Genomic DNA, 20,766 nt, shown 5'->3' with positions numbered 1-20,766 from the left:
TCAGAAATGAAAAAGAATGAGAAAATCTCAATTCAACAGCACTAGAATCGCATTCAGTACGAAAGATGATCTATTTCAATAGCATTTCGACTCTCTGGTTTTAGTTTGTAGACAAGGCTCAATCGAGGTTAAACACTAACCCAATGAACACCTTGCTACTGATTGATTAAAAGCTCGTAGCAGCCTTCTAAGCAGGCATATCGAAACATTGTCATAACTCAGTTATTAACTAATTTTAGAGGATAGAACATGCAATTTGATTGGGTATACACGTTTAGTTTGTTAAAAAATACAAACTTTTGGTACGCCACCTTAACCGTTATTGAGCTTAGCGTCTTAGTATGGTTTTTAGGCATAGTGTTAGGCTTTATACTGGCATTAGGTAAAAAATCCAAAATCAAACCGGTCTCTTTATTGAGTAGAACTTACATATGGTTGTTCCGTAGCTTGCCTTTATTGGTATTGCTTATCTTTATTTATAGTATGCCGCAGGTGTTTCCAAAAACCAGCTTTCTACTAGCATCCTCATTCATTTCAGGTTTAATAGCACTCACATTATGTGAGTCAGCCTATATTGCTGAGATTCATCGTGGCGGTCTAAATGCGGTGCATCAAGCTCAAGTAGAAGCGGGCAAGGCACTAGGTATAAAACCAATAGGCATTCAAAGACTCATTGTGGTGCCGCAGGCATTAAGAATTGCCTTACCTGCACTGAGTAATGAGTTTGTGGTCATCGTAAAATTAACCTCATTGGTGTCAGTTATCTCTTTAACTGAGATTCTACTGGTTGGCCAACGGTTATATTCTCAAAACTTCTTAGTCCTTGAGACCATGCTAGCCGTTGCTTTTTATTACGTACTTATTGTCACTGTCTTTGGCTTTTTAATTCAAAAGTTTGAAACATTTATAGATATTACGAAAAAAAACCCATCAATATTGAAAGAAGGTGAGCTGGTTAGCAGTATCACTACCAATAAATCTTTAAACAACTACAAAGAAATAAATAACGAAAGAAAAGGCGATTATGCGCTTGAAGCCACTGATATCCATAAATCATATGGCGATCATCATGTATTAAAAGGTATTGACCTAAAAGTAAAATGGGGTGAGGTGGTGTCGGTCATTGGACCATCAGGATCAGGTAAAACCACATTTATTCGCACCTTAAACAGTCTAGAGGCGCTGAATAAAGGTACGGTTGATTTAATGGGCAACCCATTTTTGAAAGATACCGAATTAACCGATAAGTCTAAACCTTTTAAAGAACAAATTGTGCATATCGGTATGGTCTTTCAAAACTTTAACTTGTTTCCACATAAAACAGTTTTAGAAAATATCATGCTAGCACCTCAATATCACAAAATGTATGACAAAGGCGTTAACCAGCTAACAGCGATTGCAATGCTCGATAAAGTAGGTATGAGAGAGCATGCTAAAAAATATCCGCATCAGTTATCTGGTGGTCAAAAACAGCGAGTGGCCATTGCCCGTGCATTAGCGATGGAACCTTCTATCATATTGTTTGATGAGCCAACCTCTGCATTAGATCCAGAATTAGTGAGTGAAGTATTAAAAGTCATGGAACAACTCGCCAAAGAGGGTCTCACCATGATTATTGTGACCCATGAGATGAGCTTTGCCTTTAAGATTTCGGATAGAGTGATATTTATGGAAGGTGGTCATATCATAGAACAAGGGTCACCAGCCGAACTAGAAAACAGTACCAATGAGAGGTTTAATCAATTTATCAAAAACGTCGATCAGTAATTGCAGTTATTATTCAAACCAAAAGTAAACCGATATATGTATGTATATCGGTTTACTTTTTTAGTAGCACGCCAGCGTGTTCATAATCCAGCATTTTCATAACTTAACGTGCTCATAGTATCGTCAGTGAATGACTAGAGCGCTACGACGTAGTCCTCCTTTAAATAAAAGTGCTAATGAGCAAACGTAATAAACGTACAGACCCTCGTACTCATTTAAGAACTCTTTGACTTATAGCATCAGCACAGCGTGGCAATCACGACAACGCAACTGGCAATTATTAATACAACCATTAAGACAATTACTAAGACCATAAAAAACCACCTATTTGCAGGTGGTTTTTTGATGTGCGCCAAGCAATATAAATTATTTAATAAAATCAGGCTCTTGTGCTAACAATAGTCTTTTTATTTCTTCAAGGTGGGCTTCGCTAAAATCCTCAATAGACTCCCAATCTTGAGCGGTTTTCTCTGCGATGTCATCAGGAATGATGTTTAAGGGCTGATTGGTTGCGTAGGCGGTTGCTAAGACCTGACAAGATCTTTCAATCGTATACATATCATCGAACGCCACACCAATACTGTGTGAGCCGATCAATATCCCGTGATTGCCCATCATCAGACGGCTATGGTTGCCTAATAAGCCTGCTAATCTCTTACCTTCTGCATTGGTATCAGCCATACCTTGATAGCATCTATCATAATTCACGCGATTGAAATAACGTGCCGTATTTTGATCAATAGGCTTAATAACAGGGTCTTTTAACGTAGAGATGGTGGTTGTATAAATAGGATGTAAGTGCAGCACACATTTAATATCAGGTCTTGATAGATGGATTTGACCATGTATGGCCCATGCGGTTGGGTCAATTCTTGCCAACAGTTCTTCATCAGGATTATTGGTGTCTAATAATATTAAGTCACTGGCTTTAATGGTTGAAAAATGTTGCCATTTTGGATTGATAAGAAACTTGCTACCATCTTCAGACACGGAAGCACTGAAATGATTGGCAACTGCTTCATGCATATTTAGCCTTGCAAACCAGCGAAAACAAGCGGCTAGGTCAATACGTGCCTGTGCTTCAGATTTCATAGAGTTGCTTATTGAGTTCGTCATAAAATACTCCTATGGGTGTGATTATTACTATACAGAGAGTATTGAAAACAGCACTGTGTTTTTAAATAGGATTTACATTAGTAGTGCGTAGGTTTTTCAAAATTGCTTTTAATAGACGCAATTTAGTATAACTAGGGTATGCCCTGTTAACGTTATCAGCACCGTTGATACTGTTGTTTAAATTCACTAACCCTTTAGGAATGAATACGATGAAACAACTAAAACTTATATTACTCTCTGTCACTGCAGGTTTAGCGCTAACTGCTTGTTCAAATGAAACACCCACTAGCAATACAGAAAATAGTGACGCCACATCTACAAACGCAAGTGTTGATAAGCAAATAATTACGATAGGGTCAGACATGACGTTTCCGCCCTATGAGTATTTAGATGAACAAGGCAACCCAGGCGGTATAGACGTAGAAATCATGGCCAAAGTGGCTGAGCTTAATGGTGCGATCACGCCTAAATGGGAAGATACAAGATGGGCAAACTTAATTCCTGGCTTAAAAGGTGGTAAGTTTGATGTACTGTACTCGTCAATGTATATCACCAAAGAACGTCTAGAACAAATTGATATGATTCCTTATTATAAGACGGACATCTCTTTATTGGTACGTAGTGACTCAGACGTTGAACCTAGAGGCGCAGATGACCTATGTGGCGAAACGGTTGGTACAATGAAAGGCACGGCATTCTCTACTCAATTGGCAGACATCTCGCAAGAATGTGTCACACAAAATAAGCCTGCCATTACCATCAATGAGTATGAAAACTCACCTCAAACCACACAAGCGCTATTGTCTAGAGCGGTTGATATTCAGTATGACGATGCAGCAGTCATGAAGTCTGCCGCTGCGAAGTTAGGTGATCGGGTTAAGGTAAGCTCTACACAAGAGTTCTTTCCCATTGTTGGCGGTATAGCAGTCAAAAAGGGAGATACTGAAACATATAAAATCATTGCAGATGGTATCGAGCAAATGAAGCAGTCAGGTGACCTAGAGAAAATACTAAGCGTCCATGGACTGACGGTTCCAAGTCAAGAAGATATTGATCAAACTATGAATTAATCAATTGTTAATTCGCTTGATAAAAGTAACGGGATAGCGGATTTATTGATGTTTTACTATAAGCAAATAGAAGGAATTTAAGATGTTAACGAGCGAGCAAATCCAACAGTATTATGATGATGGTTATTTGGTTGTAGAAAATGCCATTGAGGCTGCTGAGCTGACAGACCTATTGGGTGAGATAAAATCCTGGATCGATGAAAGTAAGACGCATACCGAAGCGTGGGGAGCGACACTGGATGGTAGAGCAAGGTTTGATATTGATCCAAAGGATCATAGTGCCGATAACCCTTCTTTAAGACGTGTCACATCTCCTACAGAGATATCTGATAAGTTCTCTGATATGGCACTTAAATCTACCATGTCAGAAATGGCAGGCGATTTGATCGGCGGCAACGGCACACGATTTCATCATAGTAAAGTCAATGCTAAACTGCCCAACACCACAACCACTGTTAAATGGCATCAGGACTTTCCATTTACGCCTCACACCAATGATGACATGCTAACCGCACTACTCATGATTGGAGAAGTTACATTAGAAAACGGACCGCTGTTGGTGGTGCCTGGTAGCCATAAAGAAGAGTTGTATTCGCATTGGGAAGACGGCAAGTTTGTGGGCAAAGTGAGTAATGAGGTAGAAAGCGAGAAATGCCAACAGTTTGTACCTTGTATTGGTAAACCTGGTTCGATCTGTTTTATGCATAGCAGATTGCTGCACTCATCTGGCCCTAACAAAAGCGAGTTGCCCAGATACCTGTTTATCTCAGTTTATAACGCAGAAGATGCGCAAGCACTATCGCCAAACCCTTTACCAAGCAAGCATGAAGGTGCGTTGGTAACAGGTATCGCTAGCGGTACAGTCAGATTAACAGAGAACAATATCCAGCTGCCCGAAGTACCTGATGGTGCCTCGTTTTTCACTCAACAAGAGATGGCTGCTACGGCCTAAGATTACAGTTTGTATAGATCTAAATAACATGGGCTCCTTTTATATAAAGGAGTCTTTTAAGTGAATTTATTCAGTAGTTAGGGTGTGTCCTCATCTGCTGATTTATATTTCAAGTTAATGTCATTACAAAACTGGAGTTACCGGATGAAAACCATTTTAACCAGTCCTATTACTGATCGATGCGCATGGAAAGGACAGGATATAAGTACCAAAAAGGACTGGATAATTGAATTAGATAGCCACTTAATTTCAGTGTTGGACAACGCACTACATTTTATTAAAGGTTTGAATAAATCTGCTCCAAATTTTAAGAAAAGTGATGTTCCGATTAAAGATGATGCTTTTTTGGATCTTATTAATAATATCTCTGAAGCATTGGAAAATGGGTACGGATTTATTGTAATTAGGGGGCTAGACCCGCTTTTATATAATGAAGAAGCGTTAATAGATATGTTTTATATTTTGGGCGTCTATTTAGGTGACTCTGTATATCAAAATAAGGATAAACAATTATTAGGATATGTTGAAAATGTAGGAGATTTATCAAAAAAAGAGACTCGGGTTTATCAAACCAATGCGTACCTGCCATATCACTCAGACCTATCTGACGTAGTGGGCTTGATCTCAATCAGGAAAGCTAAAATAGGCGGTGAAAGCAGTTTGGTCAGCTTTGCATCTGTCTATAATACAATCTTAAAAGAATATCCTGAATATTTGGCTTATTATTATCACCCTGCCTATTATCATCATTTAGGCAGTAATAACCCGTCTATAAGTCCAATTTTTAGTTATTGGGAAGGAAAGTTGGCATGTCGCTATTTAAGAAAATATATAGAATTAGGTCATGAAAAAATAAATATTCCAATCTCACGTGTTCAGACTGATGCCCTTGATATATTCGATGAAATAAGCCATCGACCTGAATATAGACTAGATATGATGCTTGAACCGGGTGATATTCAGCTATGTAATAATTATGTAGTGATGCATTCAAGAAAATCTTTTGAAGATTATGAAGATCAAGATAAAAACCGAAAACTGGTTAGACTTTGGTTGAAAATGACAAATGCAAGAGCTTTGGCTCCAGACTTTCCTGGTAAGAATGGGTTTTCATAAAATACTATAAGGCTCATATTTAAATGACATTATGCTTGGGTGCAACACCGAAGTGTATCTATATAATCTGCCCAATCCTGCATCATCTTTACTCTGGTATCTATTTCATCAAGGCGATTATAGGCACCGCCATGAGTATCTTTGATACGATGACCTAGCTGCAGCTCTGTGACGATGTCTGAATAGCGCAGATCAGGCTGCTCCATCAGTAGGGTTTTAGCTGATGCCCGAAATCCATGGGCACATTGCACATTTTTATAGCCAAGCCGATGAAATACCTGTACCAGTGCTGCTTTACTGATATAAGCATTACTTGAAGTGCGCATTGATGAAAACACATATTCTTTATGACCAGTGATAGCTTGTATCTCTTGCAGTCTTGCAATGACCTGCGCCGCTAATGGCACCACTAGATCTGACACCATATCATCACGCCCTTGGCCTTTGGTTGGAGAAAACGCCCATATACGTTTGTCCCAATCTATGTCTTGCCAGCGCATAGAACGCAAATCAATACTACGCACAAACACATAAGGTAATAAATTGATGGCGGCAATGGTAATCGTACTCGCACCATTGAATGATGCCATGTCTTGTAATAAGGTTGCGAATTTATCTGGCTTGGTGATGGCTGGTAAGTGCCTGCCTGAGTTGGCAGGTGCCAGCTCTCCTCGGGTATCTATAGCCACATTCCTATCACACAAGCCGCGCGCCACCGCAAATGAAAACACTTTTTCTGTATAGAGCCTAGTACTGGCCCCAACGAACGCCGCTTGGTTCTTATTATTTTGAATCGACTCACACACCGTTAAAATAACTTCGCTGGTAATGTCGTTCATCCTCAAATCGCCAATCTCAGCGCACATATATCCTAAGCATAAATCCCAAAATTTAAGTGTTGAATCGCTAAACCCTGCTTTATTGCCTTTACCCTTATGGCGAGTCGCCATTTTATTGGCACGCCATGCCTGAGCCACCTCAGAAAAAGGTGCGTTTTTTAAGTGCGCATATTTATGGGTTTTTTCCTTTTGGTGACGCGCTTTGGGGTCAACCCCTTTTGCTACAAGGGCGAGTATAGATTCTGCCTTATACTTAACCTCATATAAACTGACCTCTTCAATACTACCCATCATGATTTTGGGACGTTTGCCTTTAATATGCGGATGTGCGTAACGCAGGTAATATGATTTTTTGCCGCTTGGTGAGACTTGCACGCTCAAACCTGCCATACCTGATACACGAACTGAATAGGTCTTGCTTTGAGTGGTCAGCTGATTGATATCACTAAGGTCGTTGATTGCCATATTTATATCCGTCGTAATGGTTGGTGATACCGTTAATTGAATATAGCCATCACTGTCTTGACTATTGGATACCTTGATGGACACCTTGAATATTTTTATTTATAAAAATTCCTTTATAAAAAGCAGTTTAACTAACAATCATCCCCAAGGTTCACTTGGGGATGATTATAGCATAATGTACCAACAATTAAGACAATAGCGATTGGGTGATGTATTTATCACTTGAAATGCTATAAATATCGTTTTTATCTAAAATTTCAGTACATAAATTTAAAGAAAAAAATCTCTGTAACCTATATTTATCAGTAGTTACAAAGAATTTATTACCTAATTAGTGCTCGCGTACGAGCATAGAATAATAAAATAGGGGTGATAGTACTGTTCTGTGCAAATTTAGAGAGTATTATTTTGAGGTGTTTTTAAGGTACTTTTTAAAGCAGTGTGTAAATGTGTGGATTTAAAGAATTGGCAATTAATAAGAGGGGTTGAGCAGAGCGATAAATGATTTGATAAGCAATTTTATTTCCTGTCATACAAAACACTCAAAACGCTTCACTCAGCCACAATTGAGTCGTAGCTTAGTGAAGCGCTGTGTTGGTTGTTTATAGACTTTTATGCCTTGGCTAAAAACTGATTAAGGTGTTCTGCAATTTCATCAGGTTTTTCGTCAATTAACCAATGAGCGACATCTTTGATCCAAACAAGTTCCGCATTTGGAATCGTTTCTACTAACTTTGGCGCATAGTCCGGTTTTTGGAAAGGATCTTGATCTCCCCACATAATAAGTGTCTGTTGCTGAAGGTTACTCAGATCGTCAGCAATAGCCTGAGTATACTCCTTGTTTAACCGTTCAAGGTTACGGAAAAAGGCATGCTTACCATCTTCAGTCGACCAAGGTTCAAGATACATATCTATAAGCTCATCCGTCATGATGCTCTTATCTTGTACGCCTTTTGGTAAGAAGCCTCGCATCATGGTTAAAAAATCCTCCGAGCTCATATCAGACTCAGCGCCAGGCTCTTGCAAGGGTTCAAACTCTGGAATAGGCCACGAATCAAAACAGATACTATCTATCAAGACAAGCTTACGAATTTTCTCTGGATAATTAACTGCGATCAATTGCGCAATACCGCCACCAATATCATGCCCAACAATATCAGCACGCCGCGCACCTAAGACGTCCATGAGTTTTGCGATTATGCTACTCTGAGCGTTAATGGACACATCTGCATCGTTTGGTTTGTCAGATTTACCATAATTGAGAAGGTCAGGGGCGATGACACGATGTGTCTTTGCAAGCTCTGGAATGATATTTCGCCACATAAGGCTGTTGGTTGGAATCCCGTGTAGCAGAATTATCGGACTACCTGAGCCTTGTTCCAAAAATGCAATTTTATGCCCATCAATGTACGTATGGTTTTTTGTTATTTGAGTACTCATAGCGTTCTCCTAAAAATGACTATCAATGATTGTGAGGCCATCCTGCGGGTAAGAAAAGTCGTTCTGGTGTTGTATCAAAAATTGTTATTTTAAAGTCAGGTAAAGCAGACCAACCCGAAGAAAGTGATGTTCATCATACATTAATAGTAAGAAAATTATGGCTTTAACGGTTATTGGTTTGTACCTCGAACGTTATGAGTTTGTTGAAATGCCTAAATAATTTATAATGTTGTAAAGTTTAAAAAAACACCTTTTAACGTATTAAATGGCAACTTGATGCTGTTTAGCGGTATCAATATCTCATGATCAACTATAGATAATAAGTAGTGATATAATACTCCAATAATCAATATTTTATAAAAGGTCTACCTTATGGCTCGTACCGCTAGCGCATTACACATTTTAGTAAAACACAAAGAACAGGCTGAAGACATTATTGCCAAGCTTAAAAAGGGTGCCAAGTTTGATGTGCTCGCTAAGCGATATTCAACCTGCCCATCAGGTAAAAAAGGCGGTAGCTTAGGTGAGTTTCAAAAAGGCGACATGGTACCGCCATTTGATAAAGTCTGCTTTACTGGTGAACTTTTCACCCCGCATTTAGTGAAAACCAAATTTGGTTGGCATGTGGTGAAAGTGCTTTATCGGACGTAAGTGTCCTCGCCAGCCATACCAGCGTGTACCTCTTGCACTCTGCTGCCTTGGGGTTGCATTTTAATCACTAGGGTTGGGTTCTTTTCTTTTCAATGACTTGTACCAGCCCGCTCTGTACTGATGATGCATCAGCAGGTGGCATAGCAACGGCTGTGTTTTTGATAAGCAAGGTATACTCATAATTAGGTTCATAATCAAAACCCTCTATATCACTATATCTGTACTGCCAATCTGTTTGACTATCCGTTTGGTCAGCTGGCTTTGTTAACAGGCATGATTGTGGCGCGACGCCTACACAGTTTACTTGATGGTCAGCGACGATGATTTTGCGTAATACATATGGCATGGCATGTACAGTTAGCTGACGTTCGCCATCTGGCTTTGATTGCTTGTCTGTTATTTCTATATCACCCTTGACTTCTATATAGTCACCTATCGCCAATTTTTGCATTTGATAAGCATTCTGCTGACCAAAATTGGCTTTACTAATAGATGCGGTATAGGACTTTCTATCTTGGGCTACGATAGTAACTTTTTGCTGACTTCTGTCTTGTGAAATAATACCCGTTATTTGACCAATTATCGCTTCAGCACTGCTTGGTTTTAGGGTATTGATGAATGAGTTACTATCTTCGATTTGGCTAACACTCGTTTTATCATTCAAGTTGGTTTGGTTATGACTGCTACACGCAGTTAGAGAGGACGTGGCAATTAGTGCCAAGGTGCCGTATTTAATAAACGATATGATATATCCTTATTATGATTGATTTAGATACTTGTTTTTAGTGCTCTATGAAATAGCTTAAAGCAGTTTTTATTACTGATGCTGAGGCTAGCAGTCTGTTGATATAAATAATGCCTCGCTAATTTATAGTGAGGCATTATTCATAATTTCAGGATAGAGCTATGCACGCAGTAATCAAGGTGTCTTTGTTTTAGGGACTGCTTTAAAGTGAGCTGTTTGGTTGTCATTCGTAACGATTAATACAGGGTTGTTATCGCTATTTTTACCAAAGCTGTATTTGCCTTGTACTGTCGTAGCGGCAGCACTATCAAACTTTGCTAAGTGTTCAGGGCAGGCCATTCGAGTGCTTCTGATTGCGCTCAGTTCTACCTCGCCATCCGCCACACTGTATCCCGCGCTCATGTTGTTGCAAGTATTCATGAGGTTCATCATACTGCGGTCTTCAACAGTCATAAAGTCCAGTGTTAATGGTCTTGATGGATCGAAAAACAACGCCTCAACCAAGTCTCCGTTATTAAGCTTGGCATCTATAAGACGCCAATTATTCGCCTCTAACGTCTCTGCTGTGACTGGCTGTACGGCTGGCGTGGTAATGTCAGTCATTGTTTGGCAGCCAGTCGCAAGTACACTCATCACAAGCGTGGATGCCATCATTATTTTCGTTGTGTTGTTCATAGCAATCTCTCAGAAAGTAGATAATCTAAATTTTTAATATTTGTATTTAAAAGTTAGGGTGTCTGAATGCTAATTATCACAAAGAAATTATATAACTGCAAGAATGCTTTAATTTTCAAATAAGGAAGCTTCAAAGAAGATAGATTCAAAGAACTAACATTCACAGAGTTAGTATTCAAAAAAGATAAGTTATCGCCTTTCACTAACACCGCGTAATAATCATTAAATATAAAAAAGCAGACACTCTAGGTATCTGCTTTTTTATTATTACAAAGCTGCTTCTACATGACGCTGCCAGCAACCATTAGCCTTGAGGCGTAATCAAATACTTCTCACCTGTTGCTTGCTTGCCATAAGCCGCAATTGACTGTAAATGTAATGCTTCAGCCAATGTCACTTCATGCGTATAGTTACTAGCAAAGGTAGTGGTGATTTCATCAGCCACACGTTGGCGCATCTTAACGACTGTCTTAGTACCAAGTTTAGCAAGCGCATTGAACAGCAAGAAGCCATTCACGCCCCACGCAAAACCAAAGTTACGGTTTAGCGTAATAGGGCCACGGTTTAGTGCGCCGTAGATGTAGGCTTGCTTAAACGTGTTAGAGCCATAGACGCTGTACTCTTCTACGTCACGAGTGATCGCGGCTTCCATACAGTTAAGGATGTCACTGCTTAACTGACCGCCACCGATAGGGTCAAACGAAATTGTCGCGCCTGTTTCAGCAATTGCCGCTGTTAAGTCAGCAAGGAACGTCTCGCTGCTTGAGTTAACCACATATTTTGCGCCCATATCACGCAATAGCGTCTCTTGCTCATCTCTACGGACGATATTTACTAGGTCTACGCCATCCGCCATACAGATACGGTTTAGCATTTGCCCGAGGCTAGAAGCAGCCGCCGCATGTACGATGGCTTTATGTCCTTCAGCGCGCATGGTTTCGACCATAGCTAGAGCGGTCAGCGGGTTCACAAAAGAAGAGGCGGCCTCGGTGGCCGTCGTGCCTTCTTTTAGCGCTAGGCAGCTCTGTACATTGACGCAATGATACTGACGATACGTACCACCACCGATGACCGCAACAGTTTTACCCATCAATGCTTGTGCTGCATCAGATGATCCTGCTGCGACGACTGTACCTGCGCCTTCGTTACCGACTGGCGTGTCCTTGCCAACGCGAGTTTTGACAGATGGCATAAACTTGGCTGGCACGTCAGCGGTGATAACTGGGTTTTCGTCTGTACCAGATTGTGCAGCCGTTGACATATCAGCGACGCTGAATAGAACTGCTAAATCAGATGGGTTCAACGGCGCAGCTTCAATACGAACCACGACTTCGTCAGCACCTGGCTGCGGCATATCAATGTCTTGTAAAGCCAATGTTAGTTTATTGTCTTCGCTAATCGTTGAGGTCAGTTGGATGTTTTTATCTGTCATAAGATTTTCTCCTGTGAATAGTTATATTTTTTAGACCAATCCCTTGATGGTATTAGTCGTTCTGTAGGTTATTGAGTTTTGGTAATTCTCTTAATGTGGCTAATTTTTATTAGCTCACATTTTATTTAGCGTTTGCGGCTTTAATTTGGGCAGTCACATGCTGCATAAACTCAGGCATATTCGCTTGGCTGTCTGCATTTACGGTCTGAGCAATATCGGTTTGGCTCATTGACTTGTTCCATTCTTTCATGCCTTCCACTTCTGCCAGAACATCCCAGTCAAGTTGGGTGCAAGCAAAGGCGCTGACAATAACGTTGACATAATGAACATAAATATCAGCCATGGTGAAATGCTCGCCTGCAATCCAAGGAGAGAACTTACATAAGCGATTCAAGGCAATAATACCGCGGCTTAATACTTGGCGAACTTCGTCTTTGATCGTATCAGGCGCTTGAGTACCAGAAAACACATAAGGAATCAGGCGACGACTTGGCAGCTCAAAATACAGCTCTGCTATTTTCATGATTTGACGTACAGTCGCGCGTTCTGCTGCATCGTTTGGGTATAGCGGCTTTTCTGGATATGTTTCCTCAAGGAAGTCACAAATCACGCTAGATTCTGACAGATTAAATCCATCAGGCATTGTGATGGCAGGCACTTTACCCACTGGGCTGACGGTTAATAAGTCATCGCTACCAGCGTACAAAAGGTCTTCTTGAAATGGGATACCTTTATATAAAAGTGTGTGTTTTACGATGTTGTAATAGTTGCTTGCTGCAAAGCCGTGCAAAGTAATCATAAGTCATTCTTCCATTGTTGACGTACAGGTTGTTTTTAATCGTGTTTTAATTGCGACGTTCAAGTTAACCACATTATTACTGGTTTTAATGTGGTTATATATAAGGAATAACGTGAATCACTATTGCTTTTAAGACAATAATAAGGCGAAAATACTAGACTATTTACTCAATGGAGAGGTCAGTTGGATCAATTACGTGCCATACGGTATTTTAGCAAAGTTGCTGAAACAGGCAGTTTTACTAAAGCAGCAAGTGCATTTAATGTGCCGCCATCATCACTATCAAGGCGGGTGTCCGATCTGGAAAAAAGTTTGGGCGCGACATTATTAAAGCGCTCGACCCGAGTCGTAAAGCTGACTGAAGTAGGGCAGGTTTATTACAATGATATGCAGCACATATTGAACCAGCTAGAACAAAGCAAAGAAACGGTGCGCAGTTATCAAACGACGCCCATGGGGCGCTTGCGAATCAGCTCTATGGTGGGTTTTGGTGAAAAGATACTACTGCCGTTGTTAGATGAGTTTGGTAAGTTGTACCCAGAGATTGTATTGGATGTCAGTCTCAGTGATGAGCTATCCGCATTAGGGCGTGACGATGTAGATATTGCGATTCGCGGTGGTTACGCACCAAATGAGCGAGTGATTGCTATTAGGCTCATGGACAATGGGTTTATACCAGTTGCGTCGCCCAGTTACCTGAAAGCACATGGTGTACCTAGTCACGTAATGGAGTTAAAAGAACATAAAGGACTGTATTTTAAAGCGCCAAACGGGCCAACGCCTTGGCTATGCCACGTGGATGACCAGTGGCATGATGTTTCGGGGCCAGCAGTTGCGATCTCAAATAACGGGCCATGGTTGGTCAAAAAAGCTTGTAATGGTGAGGGTATTTTAATGTCTACTCACTGGGCGTTGTCATCGTATCTTGAGTCAGGCGCGTTACAGGAGATTAAATTCGAGCATCGGTTAGCGATTACGCAACATGCTGATATGGCCGTGTATTTGCTGTATCAAAAGCAGCGCTATCTGGTGCCAAAAGTAAAAGCCGCTGTAGACTTTTTGGTTGAGAGGATAAAGGTCTCTAATGAAGCAGAAGCGTTATAAAAGTTAACAAGCATCAACCGATAACCGACTATAAAAACCGATTAGAAAACATTGCAGCGTCTAGCATGATTTAGTGACTAAACTGAGATGCAAGATACGTTTTTGGAATAGGAAACACCTTGTCATAAATCCAGTTATAGAAAAAGGCATACACCAGATAAAAAGTAGCCATAGACACGCCCATCAAAAACGCACTCCACAGGCTGATCTGTAAGTACCACGCAATCAGGGGTAGGTACAGTGACAGCAAACCAGCTTCAAATAAAAATGCATGTAATATCCTCAATAAAATAGTCTTATCTAGCTCTCCACGCAGTTTCAACAAGACCCCATCAAATACCCAATTATAAAAATAGTTCCATAGCATCGCGATGAACCGCCCCGAGTATATCGGAGACTTGATTGCTTGAGTCAGGCAGCTTTGTCTGACTCACAAAGACTATCATAATATCGTCTCTCAAACTCAAAAGGCGACACATAACTAATCGTACTATGAATGCGAGTTTTGTTAAACCAATCGACCCATTCTAGGGTTGCTAATTCAACATCGTTCACACCTTGCCACTGCTGTTTTAAATATTCAATCACCTCTGTTTTATAAAGCCCGTTAACCGTTTCAGCCAACGCATTATCGTATGAATCACCCGTTGTACCAACAGATGCAATGACGCCAGAATCAGCCATCTTATCAGTATAGCGAATGGATAAGTACTGAACGCCGCGATCACTATGATGAATCACATCTTTAGGATGGTTTCTGTCTGCAATGGCTTGGTTTAGTGCTGCCATCACCATATCAGTGTTCATACGATCTGATACTTTCCAGCCAACGATAGCGCGAGCAAACACATCAATGATAAAGGCGGTATAGACCCAACCACTCAATGTCTTTATATAGGTAAAATCAGCTACCCATAGCTGGTTAGGGCGATAGGCATTAAAGTTACGATTAACCAAATCATCAGCACGCTTTTGATCGTCACGAGACTTAGTCGTTATCTTACCTTTACCTCGCCAAACACCCTGCATGCCATGCTGCCGCATTAACCGCTCTACAGTGCAGCGTGCAGGATGTATACCCTCTGCTTTCAACTGTTTCCAGACTTTACGAGTACCATAACGGCACTTGCTGTCCTGCCAGATACGTTTAATCTCATTAAGATAGAAATCGTCATGCTGACTACGCTGTGAACGTTTTTCAGGATTTTCTTCTAGCTCTTTAGCACGATAGTATGTGGATGGAGCAATCGGTAGTACTCTACAGATTGGCTCGACTCCATATTGTTGTTTGTGGTCATCTATAAAATCAACCATTACTTGGGTTTGCGGCCCGTCTCCGCCTGGGCGAAAAAAGCAGCAGCTTTCTTTATAATCTCATTGGCTTGCTTTAACTCTCTGTTCTCACGTTCAAGCTCTTTGATACGCTCGGCTTGGCTTTGAGCTTGAATATTTGCAGGAATGGTTTTATCAATGTGCTTTTTATGCCATGATCGTAGGGTCTCAGGCGTGCAACCTATCTTTGGCGCTATGGCTTTGATGGCTGACCAGGTGGATGGGTAATCGTCTTTAGCTTCAATTAGCATACGGACGGCGCGCTCTTTCATTTCAGGGGTATAGTTTCGTGTTTTCATTGTCGTATTCTCTCAGAAAATTGAGTCTCCGACAATTCCGGGGCGGTTCACGATGATTGAGCCAACAACAGCCATGCTACCTACCAATTGACTGTCAAAGCCAGATACCGAACTTGCCAAGGGTATAAATATGATTAGACCAATGACCTCAAAACCTAATGTATGGCGAATACGATCTCTAGTAGTGCGCATCGAGATATCCAATTAAATTAATGATTTATTTGGCTATTGTATCTGTTAAAATTGGATAACCAAGTTAGGACCTATAGGATATACAGATAGATGAGCTTTTCATTAGAGCAACTAAAAGCCTTTGTCGCGACTGTAGAAACAGGCTCTTTTTCAGCGGCAGCGCGGCAACTGGGTAAGGCGCAGTCTGTCATCAGCACGGCTGTTTCTAATTTAGAGATAGATTTGGATAACTTATTATTTGTGCGTGACGGTCGTTATCCAATTTTGACGCCAGCTGGAGAGCGTCTATTGGTAGAAGCACGAGTGATACTTGGGCGCTGTGAACACTTTCGCGGGGTTGCCAAAAGTTTGGGCGAGGGCGTAGAGAGTAGGTTGGTGCTAGCGGTTGATGAGCTATACCCTTTAGAACGATTGGGTGCTTTGTTAGATGAGTTTTCATGTCGATTTCCTAGTGTGGAGCTAGAGCTACTGTTTCCTTTAATGGAAGACGTGAGTCAGCTAGTCATAGAGAAACGAGCTGATTTGGGCATTATGTGGTATCAAGACATGTTGCCTTCGACGCTAAATTTTCATATTTTGGGTTGGGAGATGCTTAAGGTGGTTTGCGCCCCAGAGCATGAGTTGAATAGCCCAAAAATAGGATGGGATGAGTTAAAACGCTATCGGCAACTACTGGTAGCTACTCGTAATCATAGTGAAGATCAAGCACGATTACGAATAGCGTCGGATGTGTGGTGGGTTGAGAGTCAGTGGGTCATCGTGGAGCTAGTACAGCGTAACTTAGGTTGGGCTTTTGTACCTGAGCATGTGGTTGCTAGCGCCTTAGACAGTGGTCTTATAGTTGCACCAACATTGGGCTATGATGATCGCGACTGGCCAGTGGCTTTAGTCCTTATTTGGCATAAAGAGCGCGCTTTAGGTAAAGCGGCGACTTGGCTAAAATCGGCTGCGATTGATTTGAATAAGTAATCACAAAATCAGCAACTAAATTGAGTGATTTATGCCTCTACATACTTATATTTCTACGCTGGCATGATGGTACGACAATTAACTTTTTAACCTTGTCCTATATCCTCTAAAATAGCGCAATCTGCATTATCATCGCCTGCGCAGTTATCAAAAGAGTTCTGTAGAGCGTCGACCATTTCCTGCAATTGAGCAATTTTTTGGTTTAACGTATCGATATGCTCTTGTGTTAACTGCTTAACATCCGCGCTCTGCCGATTGGTGTTTTTACGCAGATACAGTAGCTCTTTCATTTGCTTAGAAGAAAACCCCAAATCACGAGCATGTCTTAAAAAGCTTAGATCCTCGACATCTTCTTTAGAATACATTCTATAATCTGAATTCGAGCGTTTTGCCGTATCGAGCACGCCTATTTTTTCGTAATAACGAATCATTTTTGAGGAGATGCCTGACTGCTTTGATGCTTGACCAATATTCATAACTATCCTTCTAACTTGAAAAGGGACTTAAATATCAAAAGGGTTTAAATAATCTGTGTATCTAAACCCTATATGGATATGCTTTACGATTCTATATTTACTCTGTAATGGTAGGTGCTTTGAAATACTTCAAGCGTAGCGCATTACCTAGTACAAATACAGAAGACAGCGCCATGGCGGCAGCCGCAAAAATGGGCGATAGCAATATACCAAACGCGGGATATAACACGCCTGCCGCAATCGGAATCAAGGCGACATTATAGACAAACGCCCAAGCCAGATTTTGTCTGATATTGCTGATAGTCGCCTTGCTTAAGGCAATCGCGGTAGGTACACCTTGTAAGCTACCTGACATGAGTACAACTTCAGCAGCTTCAATGGCCACGTCTGTACCTGTGCCAATCGCTAAACCAACATCAGATTGGGCGAGTGCAGGAGCATCATTGATACCGTCGCCCACAAATGCTACTTGGCCATATTGTTCTTGTAGCGTACGTATCGCATCTACTTTCCCTTCGGGTAATACTTCTGCTACTACTTGATCGATATTTAATTTGTTGGCAATAGCCTGTGCAGTATGGCGATTGTCACCGGTAATCATGGCTACTTTTAAGCCCAGCTGATGTAATGCTGCGATGGCAGTATGAGTCGTTTCCTTAATAGGATCGGCAACGGCAACAATAGCGGCCAACTGCTCATCTATCGCGATATAAATAGGAGTTTTACCTTCTTGTCCCAAACGTAGCGCATCCTGCTCAAAAGCTGCGACATTAAACCCCAATTGCTGCATGTAACGATCTGCGCCAATGTGAATCACTTGTCCGGATACACTTGCTTGAATCCCTAAGCCTGTCATCGCCTCAAAGTTAGTAACAGGGAGTAATTGAATGTCTTGTTGCTCTGCGGCTTGCACGATAGCCAGTGCAATTGGATGCTCAGACTTTGCTTCAACTGACGCTAGTACACGTAAGACTTGTTCTTTCTCAAACCCTTGCTGAACTTGAAAATCCGTTAACGTAGGTTTGCCTTCAGTCAATGTCCCTGTTTTATCAACGGCAACCACGCTCACTTCTTGTAGTGACTGTAGTGCTTCACCTTTACGGAATAACACACCCAGCTCTGCACCGCGCCCTGTACCCACCATGATAGATGTGGGAGTGGCCAGTCCCATTGCACAAGGGCAGGCGACAATAAGTACCGCAACGGCATTAATCAAACTAAAGGTTAATGCTGGATCAGGGCCGAAAATCAACCAAACGATAAAAGTCAGCGCGGACAAGAACATCACCGTTGGTACAAACCACATGGTGACTTTATCCACCAACGCTTGAATCGGTAGTTTAGAGCCTTGGGCTTGTTCTACCATACGAATGATTTGCGCCAGCACAGAGTCTTCACCGATGGCTGTTGCGTGGATATTCACAGTACCATTTTGGTTGATAGTACCGCCGACCACTTGATCGCCGGCTTGTTTTTTTACTGGAACCGGCTCACCGGTAATCATAGACTCATCGATATAACTGTGACCATCAATCACCTCGCCATCGATAGGGACACGCTCACCTGGACGAATCTCAACTGTCATTTGTGCGGTGATGTCTTCGACAGGGATTTCGACGACTTTGCCATCTTGCTGTACACGAGCTGTCTTTGCCTGCATGCCCACCAAGTGTTGAATGGCTTCAGAAGTGCGGCCTTTGGCTTTTGCCTCAAAATAACGACCCAATAAAATCAAACTCACAATCATAGCAGCGGCTTCGTAATAGACATGTACCGTGCTGTCAGGTAGGACTTGCGGCATAAAGGTTGCTATGAGAGAGAACCCATAAGCCGCGATGGTACCAATTGCCACTAGCGAGTTCATATCGGGGGCAAAACGCAATAAGGCTGGCATGCCTTTTTGATAAAAGCGGCGCCCTGGAAAGAGCAATACCAGTGTGGTTAATACAAATTGTATCAGCCAACTTTGCTGAGTACCGAGGTTATTCGCTACCCACGTATGAAAGGCGGGAATCATATGTGATCCCATGGATAAAATGAATACGGGCAATGACAACAGGACAGACAGACCTAAATCTCGTTTAAGCTGCTTTTGCTCCGAGGTTTTCTTTTCCTGTTGCTCACCTTGGTCTGGTTTTACCAGTTTGGCCTCATAGCCCGCCTTTTTAACGGCTTCAATCAGATCATCTGTGTTGATTTGGGTATTCGCTTGTACCAAGGCTCGTTCGGTTGCAAGATTGACGCTGGCTTGTTGTACGCCTGAGATTTTCTTTAGAGATTTTTCAACGCGTCCAACACAAGAAGCACAGCTCATGCCTTCTATTGATAGCTCAATCGGTTTAATGGGCGTTACTTTATAGCCTGCGCGTTCTACCGCTGTGTTTAGCTGGGTAACATCTAAAGGCTGAGAGGCGTATACCGTTGCCTGTTCAGTGGCAAGGTTTACCTCAGCGTTTTCCACGTGTTCAATCTTTTTTAATTGTTTTTCGATGCGCCCGACACAAGAGGCGCAACTCATGCCTTCAATGCTCAGAACTTCTTGATGGGTAGGGGTTTCGGTGTTTATTGTTTTCATAACAACCTCTGTCGTTTTTAACTATATTTTTAATCTCATTTTCAAATCTATAGCGACAGCATATAGGTTGACATCATGGTAAGGTCAAGCGGTTTTCTTTAATGCTTGCAAAAAACCATGCGTGAACCTTGTTGCGGTGACGAGGTAAGAGTACGAAGGCTTAAAATGAGAAAAATTGTAGATAAAAAAGAAAGGTTATGATGATCGGCGTCATGACACCTGCAAACCCGTTATGTGATACGTAGAAAGTGTTGGGAGCGTTTATCTTTACTTTGAAAGTCTTTTTGGAGCTAAGGTTTTGAAGGGCAATCAATCCTACTACCTACTATTCGAGATAAGCATGGTATCTAATCAAGCGTTTTCAAAAAAGCACGTGTACATTTCTTATGATCATAATAAGACCACTGATGACCATAAGTATGAGCAGCATTATCCTAAACTGACGGATACTAATTCCTGCCAAAAATCGTTTGCCAATAATATTACCGATAACGGCGCCCAGTCCTAATATAAGGCCATACACCCATATCTTTAGCGTGAGTATCCCAAAAAAGGTATAACTAACGATTTGAACAATACCTACAAAAAAAGAGTTAGCCGTTTTGGTAGCAATAAGACTTTCTTTTTCTAGCCCAGCATTCATATAAAAAGGGTTGAGTATCGGCCCAAGACCACCCACTAATGTGCTCGTAAAAGCGATGGCAAAACCAACAGGCATAAAACCTGCTTTTGGCATATCAAACGTTTTACTT

At 41.4% G+C, this 20,766-nt stretch carries 20 protein-coding genes and 1 other annotated feature; of the genes, 7 read left to right on the top strand and 13 right to left on the bottom strand.

Annotation, left to right across the window (positions count from 1 at the left end; all coding sequences use genetic code 11):
- Positions 1 to 249 precede the first annotated feature (249 nt).
- Entirely contained in the window at positions 250 to 1,767 is a 1,518-nt protein-coding gene (locus ACT3QP_RS11090; protein WP_192518449.1) for an amino acid ABC transporter permease/ATP-binding protein, read from the top strand.
- Positions 1,768 to 2,133: 366 nt separating this feature from the next.
- On the opposite strand, the gene ACT3QP_RS11085 is transcribed toward ACT3QP_RS11090, so the two are convergent.
- Positions 2,134 to 2,883, bottom strand: coding sequence for a class II aldolase/adducin family protein (locus tag ACT3QP_RS11085; RefSeq protein ID WP_442062985.1), 750 nt, complete (start codon positions 2,881 to 2,883; stop codon positions 2,134 to 2,136).
- Positions 2,884 to 3,092: 209 nt separating this feature from the next.
- Here ACT3QP_RS11085 and ACT3QP_RS11080 point away from each other — a divergent pair, with 209 nt between their 5' ends.
- The 3 genes from ACT3QP_RS11080 (at position 3,093) to ACT3QP_RS11070 (ending at position 6,021) form a co-directional block, all read left to right on the top strand.
- The gene (locus ACT3QP_RS11080) at positions 3,093 to 3,953 is read left to right on the top strand and encodes an ABC transporter substrate-binding protein (RefSeq protein ID WP_192518448.1); all 861 of its coding nucleotides are present in this window, start codon (positions 3,093 to 3,095) and stop codon (positions 3,951 to 3,953) included.
- 82 nt (positions 3,954 to 4,035) lie between these two features.
- Complete coding sequence (locus ACT3QP_RS11075) at positions 4,036 to 4,905, top strand: phytanoyl-CoA dioxygenase family protein (protein ID WP_192992279.1); 870 nt, start codon at positions 4,036 to 4,038, stop codon at positions 4,903 to 4,905.
- 144 nt (positions 4,906 to 5,049) lie between these two features.
- Entirely contained in the window at positions 5,050 to 6,021 is a 972-nt protein-coding gene (locus tag ACT3QP_RS11070; protein WP_192992280.1) for a TauD/TfdA family dioxygenase, read from the top strand.
- 29 nt (positions 6,022 to 6,050) lie between these two features.
- Here the strand turns inward: ACT3QP_RS11070 and ACT3QP_RS11065 are convergent, their stop codons facing one another.
- Positions 6,051 to 7,325 carry a tyrosine-type recombinase/integrase gene (locus tag ACT3QP_RS11065; protein WP_192520635.1) on the bottom strand — a complete coding sequence of 425 codons (1,275 nt, stop codon included), beginning with the start codon at positions 7,323 to 7,325 and terminating at the stop codon, positions 6,051 to 6,053.
- 612 nt (positions 7,326 to 7,937) lie between these two features.
- Positions 7,938 to 8,765, bottom strand: coding sequence for an alpha/beta fold hydrolase (locus ACT3QP_RS11060; RefSeq protein WP_192520636.1), 828 nt, complete (start codon positions 8,763 to 8,765; stop codon positions 7,938 to 7,940).
- A 372-nt stretch (positions 8,766 to 9,137) separates the two neighbouring features.
- On the opposite strand from ACT3QP_RS11060, the gene ACT3QP_RS11055 reads away from it, so the two are divergent.
- Positions 9,138 to 9,416, top strand: a complete 279-nt coding sequence (locus tag ACT3QP_RS11055; RefSeq protein WP_192520637.1) for a peptidylprolyl isomerase — start codon at positions 9,138 to 9,140, stop codon at positions 9,414 to 9,416.
- 67 nt (positions 9,417 to 9,483) lie between these two features.
- Here ACT3QP_RS11055 and ACT3QP_RS11050 read toward each other — a convergent pair whose 3' ends face one another.
- From ACT3QP_RS11050 to ACT3QP_RS11035, 4 genes are all read right to left on the bottom strand, one after another.
- Positions 9,484 to 10,080, bottom strand: a complete 597-nt coding sequence (locus tag ACT3QP_RS11050) for a DUF4377 domain-containing protein (RefSeq protein WP_192520638.1) — start codon at positions 10,078 to 10,080, stop codon at positions 9,484 to 9,486.
- A 255-nt stretch (positions 10,081 to 10,335) separates the two neighbouring features.
- Positions 10,336 to 10,836, bottom strand: a complete 501-nt coding sequence (locus ACT3QP_RS11045; RefSeq protein ID WP_444525538.1) for an META domain-containing protein — start codon at positions 10,834 to 10,836, stop codon at positions 10,336 to 10,338.
- A gap of 304 nt (positions 10,837 to 11,140) precedes the next feature.
- On the bottom strand, positions 11,141 to 12,268 hold the full coding sequence (locus ACT3QP_RS11040) for a zinc-binding dehydrogenase (RefSeq protein WP_444525537.1): 1,128 nt from the start codon (positions 12,266 to 12,268) through the stop codon (positions 11,141 to 11,143).
- 121 nt (positions 12,269 to 12,389) lie between these two features.
- Complete coding sequence (locus ACT3QP_RS11035) at positions 12,390 to 13,067, bottom strand: glutathione S-transferase family protein (RefSeq protein ID WP_192520284.1); 678 nt, start codon at positions 13,065 to 13,067, stop codon at positions 12,390 to 12,392.
- Between the two features lie 183 nt (positions 13,068 to 13,250).
- Between ACT3QP_RS11035 and ACT3QP_RS11030 the strand changes: the two genes are divergently transcribed.
- Entirely contained in the window at positions 13,251 to 14,171 is a 921-nt protein-coding gene (locus tag ACT3QP_RS11030) for a LysR family transcriptional regulator (RefSeq protein ID WP_192520283.1), read from the top strand.
- A gap of 70 nt (positions 14,172 to 14,241) precedes the next feature.
- Here the strand turns inward: ACT3QP_RS11030 and ACT3QP_RS11025 are convergent, their stop codons facing one another.
- From ACT3QP_RS11025 to ACT3QP_RS11015, 3 genes are all read right to left on the bottom strand, one after another.
- A complete protein-coding gene (locus ACT3QP_RS11025) occupies positions 14,242 to 14,538 on the bottom strand; it encodes a PACE efflux transporter (protein WP_444525536.1) in 297 nt (98 codons plus the stop codon).
- A gap of 44 nt (positions 14,539 to 14,582) precedes the next feature.
- A protein-coding gene (locus tag ACT3QP_RS11020; protein ID WP_444525535.1) for an IS3 family transposase occupies positions 14,583 to 15,802 on the bottom strand; the annotation gives its coding sequence in 2 pieces (ribosomal slippage) (positions 14,583 to 15,517 and positions 15,517 to 15,802; 1,221 coding nt in all).
- Positions 15,411 to 15,527: a sequence feature (AL1L pseudoknot), on the bottom strand. Its footprint overlaps the gene before it by 117 nt.
- A gap of 12 nt (positions 15,803 to 15,814) precedes the next feature.
- Positions 15,815 to 15,994 (bottom strand): chlorhexidine efflux transporter, encoded by a 180-nt coding sequence (locus ACT3QP_RS11015; protein ID WP_444525534.1) that lies wholly within the window; start codon positions 15,992 to 15,994, stop codon positions 15,815 to 15,817.
- A 90-nt stretch (positions 15,995 to 16,084) separates the two neighbouring features.
- Between ACT3QP_RS11015 and ACT3QP_RS11010 the strand changes: the two genes are divergently transcribed.
- The gene (locus tag ACT3QP_RS11010; RefSeq protein ID WP_192520281.1) at positions 16,085 to 16,963 is read left to right on the top strand and encodes a LysR family transcriptional regulator; all 879 of its coding nucleotides are present in this window, start codon (positions 16,085 to 16,087) and stop codon (positions 16,961 to 16,963) included.
- An 86-nt stretch (positions 16,964 to 17,049) separates the two neighbouring features.
- Here the strand turns inward: ACT3QP_RS11010 and cueR are convergent, their stop codons facing one another.
- The 3 genes from cueR to ACT3QP_RS10995 form a co-directional block, all read right to left on the bottom strand.
- Entirely contained in the window at positions 17,050 to 17,439 is a 390-nt protein-coding gene (gene cueR, locus ACT3QP_RS11005; RefSeq protein ID WP_192520280.1) for a Cu(I)-responsive transcriptional regulator, read from the bottom strand.
- Positions 17,440 to 17,536: 97 nt separating this feature from the next.
- Complete coding sequence (locus tag ACT3QP_RS11000) at positions 17,537 to 20,014, bottom strand: heavy metal translocating P-type ATPase (RefSeq protein ID WP_192520279.1); 2,478 nt, start codon at positions 20,012 to 20,014, stop codon at positions 17,537 to 17,539.
- A 361-nt stretch (positions 20,015 to 20,375) separates the two neighbouring features.
- Positions 20,376 to 20,766: TSUP family transporter (locus ACT3QP_RS10995; protein WP_444525533.1), on the bottom strand; the 391-nt coding region annotated here is incomplete at its 5' end.

The organism is Psychrobacter sp. AOP7-B1-24 (genome assembly GCF_052376215.1).
In the GTDB taxonomy this organism is placed as follows: Bacteria; Pseudomonadota; Gammaproteobacteria; order Pseudomonadales; family Moraxellaceae; genus Psychrobacter.
This window is presented reverse-complemented; position numbering and strand designations above follow the sequence as displayed.

Excerpts from the sequence above, each read along its gene's own strand:
- cueR (WP_192520280.1), bottom strand. The coding sequence starts at position 17,439 with ATGAATATTGGTCAAGCATCAAAGCAGTCAGGCATCTCCTCAAAAATG.
- ACT3QP_RS11025 (WP_444525536.1), bottom strand. The coding sequence starts at position 14,538 with ATGCTATGGAACTATTTTTATAATTGGGTATTTGATGGGGTCTTGTTG.
- ACT3QP_RS11045 (WP_444525538.1), bottom strand. The coding sequence starts at position 10,836 with ATGAACAACACAACGAAAATAATGATGGCATCCACGCTTGTGATGAGT.
- ACT3QP_RS11040 (WP_444525537.1), bottom strand. The coding sequence starts at position 12,268 with ATGACAGATAAAAACATCCAACTGACCTCAACGATTAGCGAAGACAAT.
- ACT3QP_RS11070 (WP_192992280.1), top strand. The coding sequence starts at position 5,050 with ATGAAAACCATTTTAACCAGTCCTATTACTGATCGATGCGCATGGAAA.
- ACT3QP_RS11065 (WP_192520635.1), bottom strand. The coding sequence starts at position 7,325 with ATGGCAATCAACGACCTTAGTGATATCAATCAGCTGACCACTCAAAGC.
- ACT3QP_RS11090 (WP_192518449.1), top strand. The coding sequence starts at position 250 with ATGCAATTTGATTGGGTATACACGTTTAGTTTGTTAAAAAATACAAAC.
- ACT3QP_RS11060 (WP_192520636.1), bottom strand. The coding sequence starts at position 8,765 with ATGAGTACTCAAATAACAAAAAACCATACGTACATTGATGGGCATAAA.
- ACT3QP_RS11010 (WP_192520281.1), top strand. The coding sequence starts at position 16,085 with ATGAGCTTTTCATTAGAGCAACTAAAAGCCTTTGTCGCGACTGTAGAA.
- ACT3QP_RS11055 (WP_192520637.1), top strand. The coding sequence starts at position 9,138 with ATGGCTCGTACCGCTAGCGCATTACACATTTTAGTAAAACACAAAGAA.
- ACT3QP_RS11015 (WP_444525534.1), bottom strand. The coding sequence starts at position 15,994 with ATGCGCACTACTAGAGATCGTATTCGCCATACATTAGGTTTTGAGGTC.
- ACT3QP_RS11035 (WP_192520284.1), bottom strand. The coding sequence starts at position 13,067 with ATGATTACTTTGCACGGCTTTGCAGCAAGCAACTATTACAACATCGTA.
- ACT3QP_RS11085 (WP_442062985.1), bottom strand. The coding sequence starts at position 2,883 with ATGACGAACTCAATAAGCAACTCTATGAAATCTGAAGCACAGGCACGT.
- ACT3QP_RS11080 (WP_192518448.1), top strand. The coding sequence starts at position 3,093 with ATGAAACAACTAAAACTTATATTACTCTCTGTCACTGCAGGTTTAGCG.
- ACT3QP_RS11000 (WP_192520279.1), bottom strand. The coding sequence starts at position 20,014 with ATGAAAACAATAAACACCGAAACCCCTACCCATCAAGAAGTTCTGAGC.
- ACT3QP_RS11075 (WP_192992279.1), top strand. The coding sequence starts at position 4,036 with ATGTTAACGAGCGAGCAAATCCAACAGTATTATGATGATGGTTATTTG.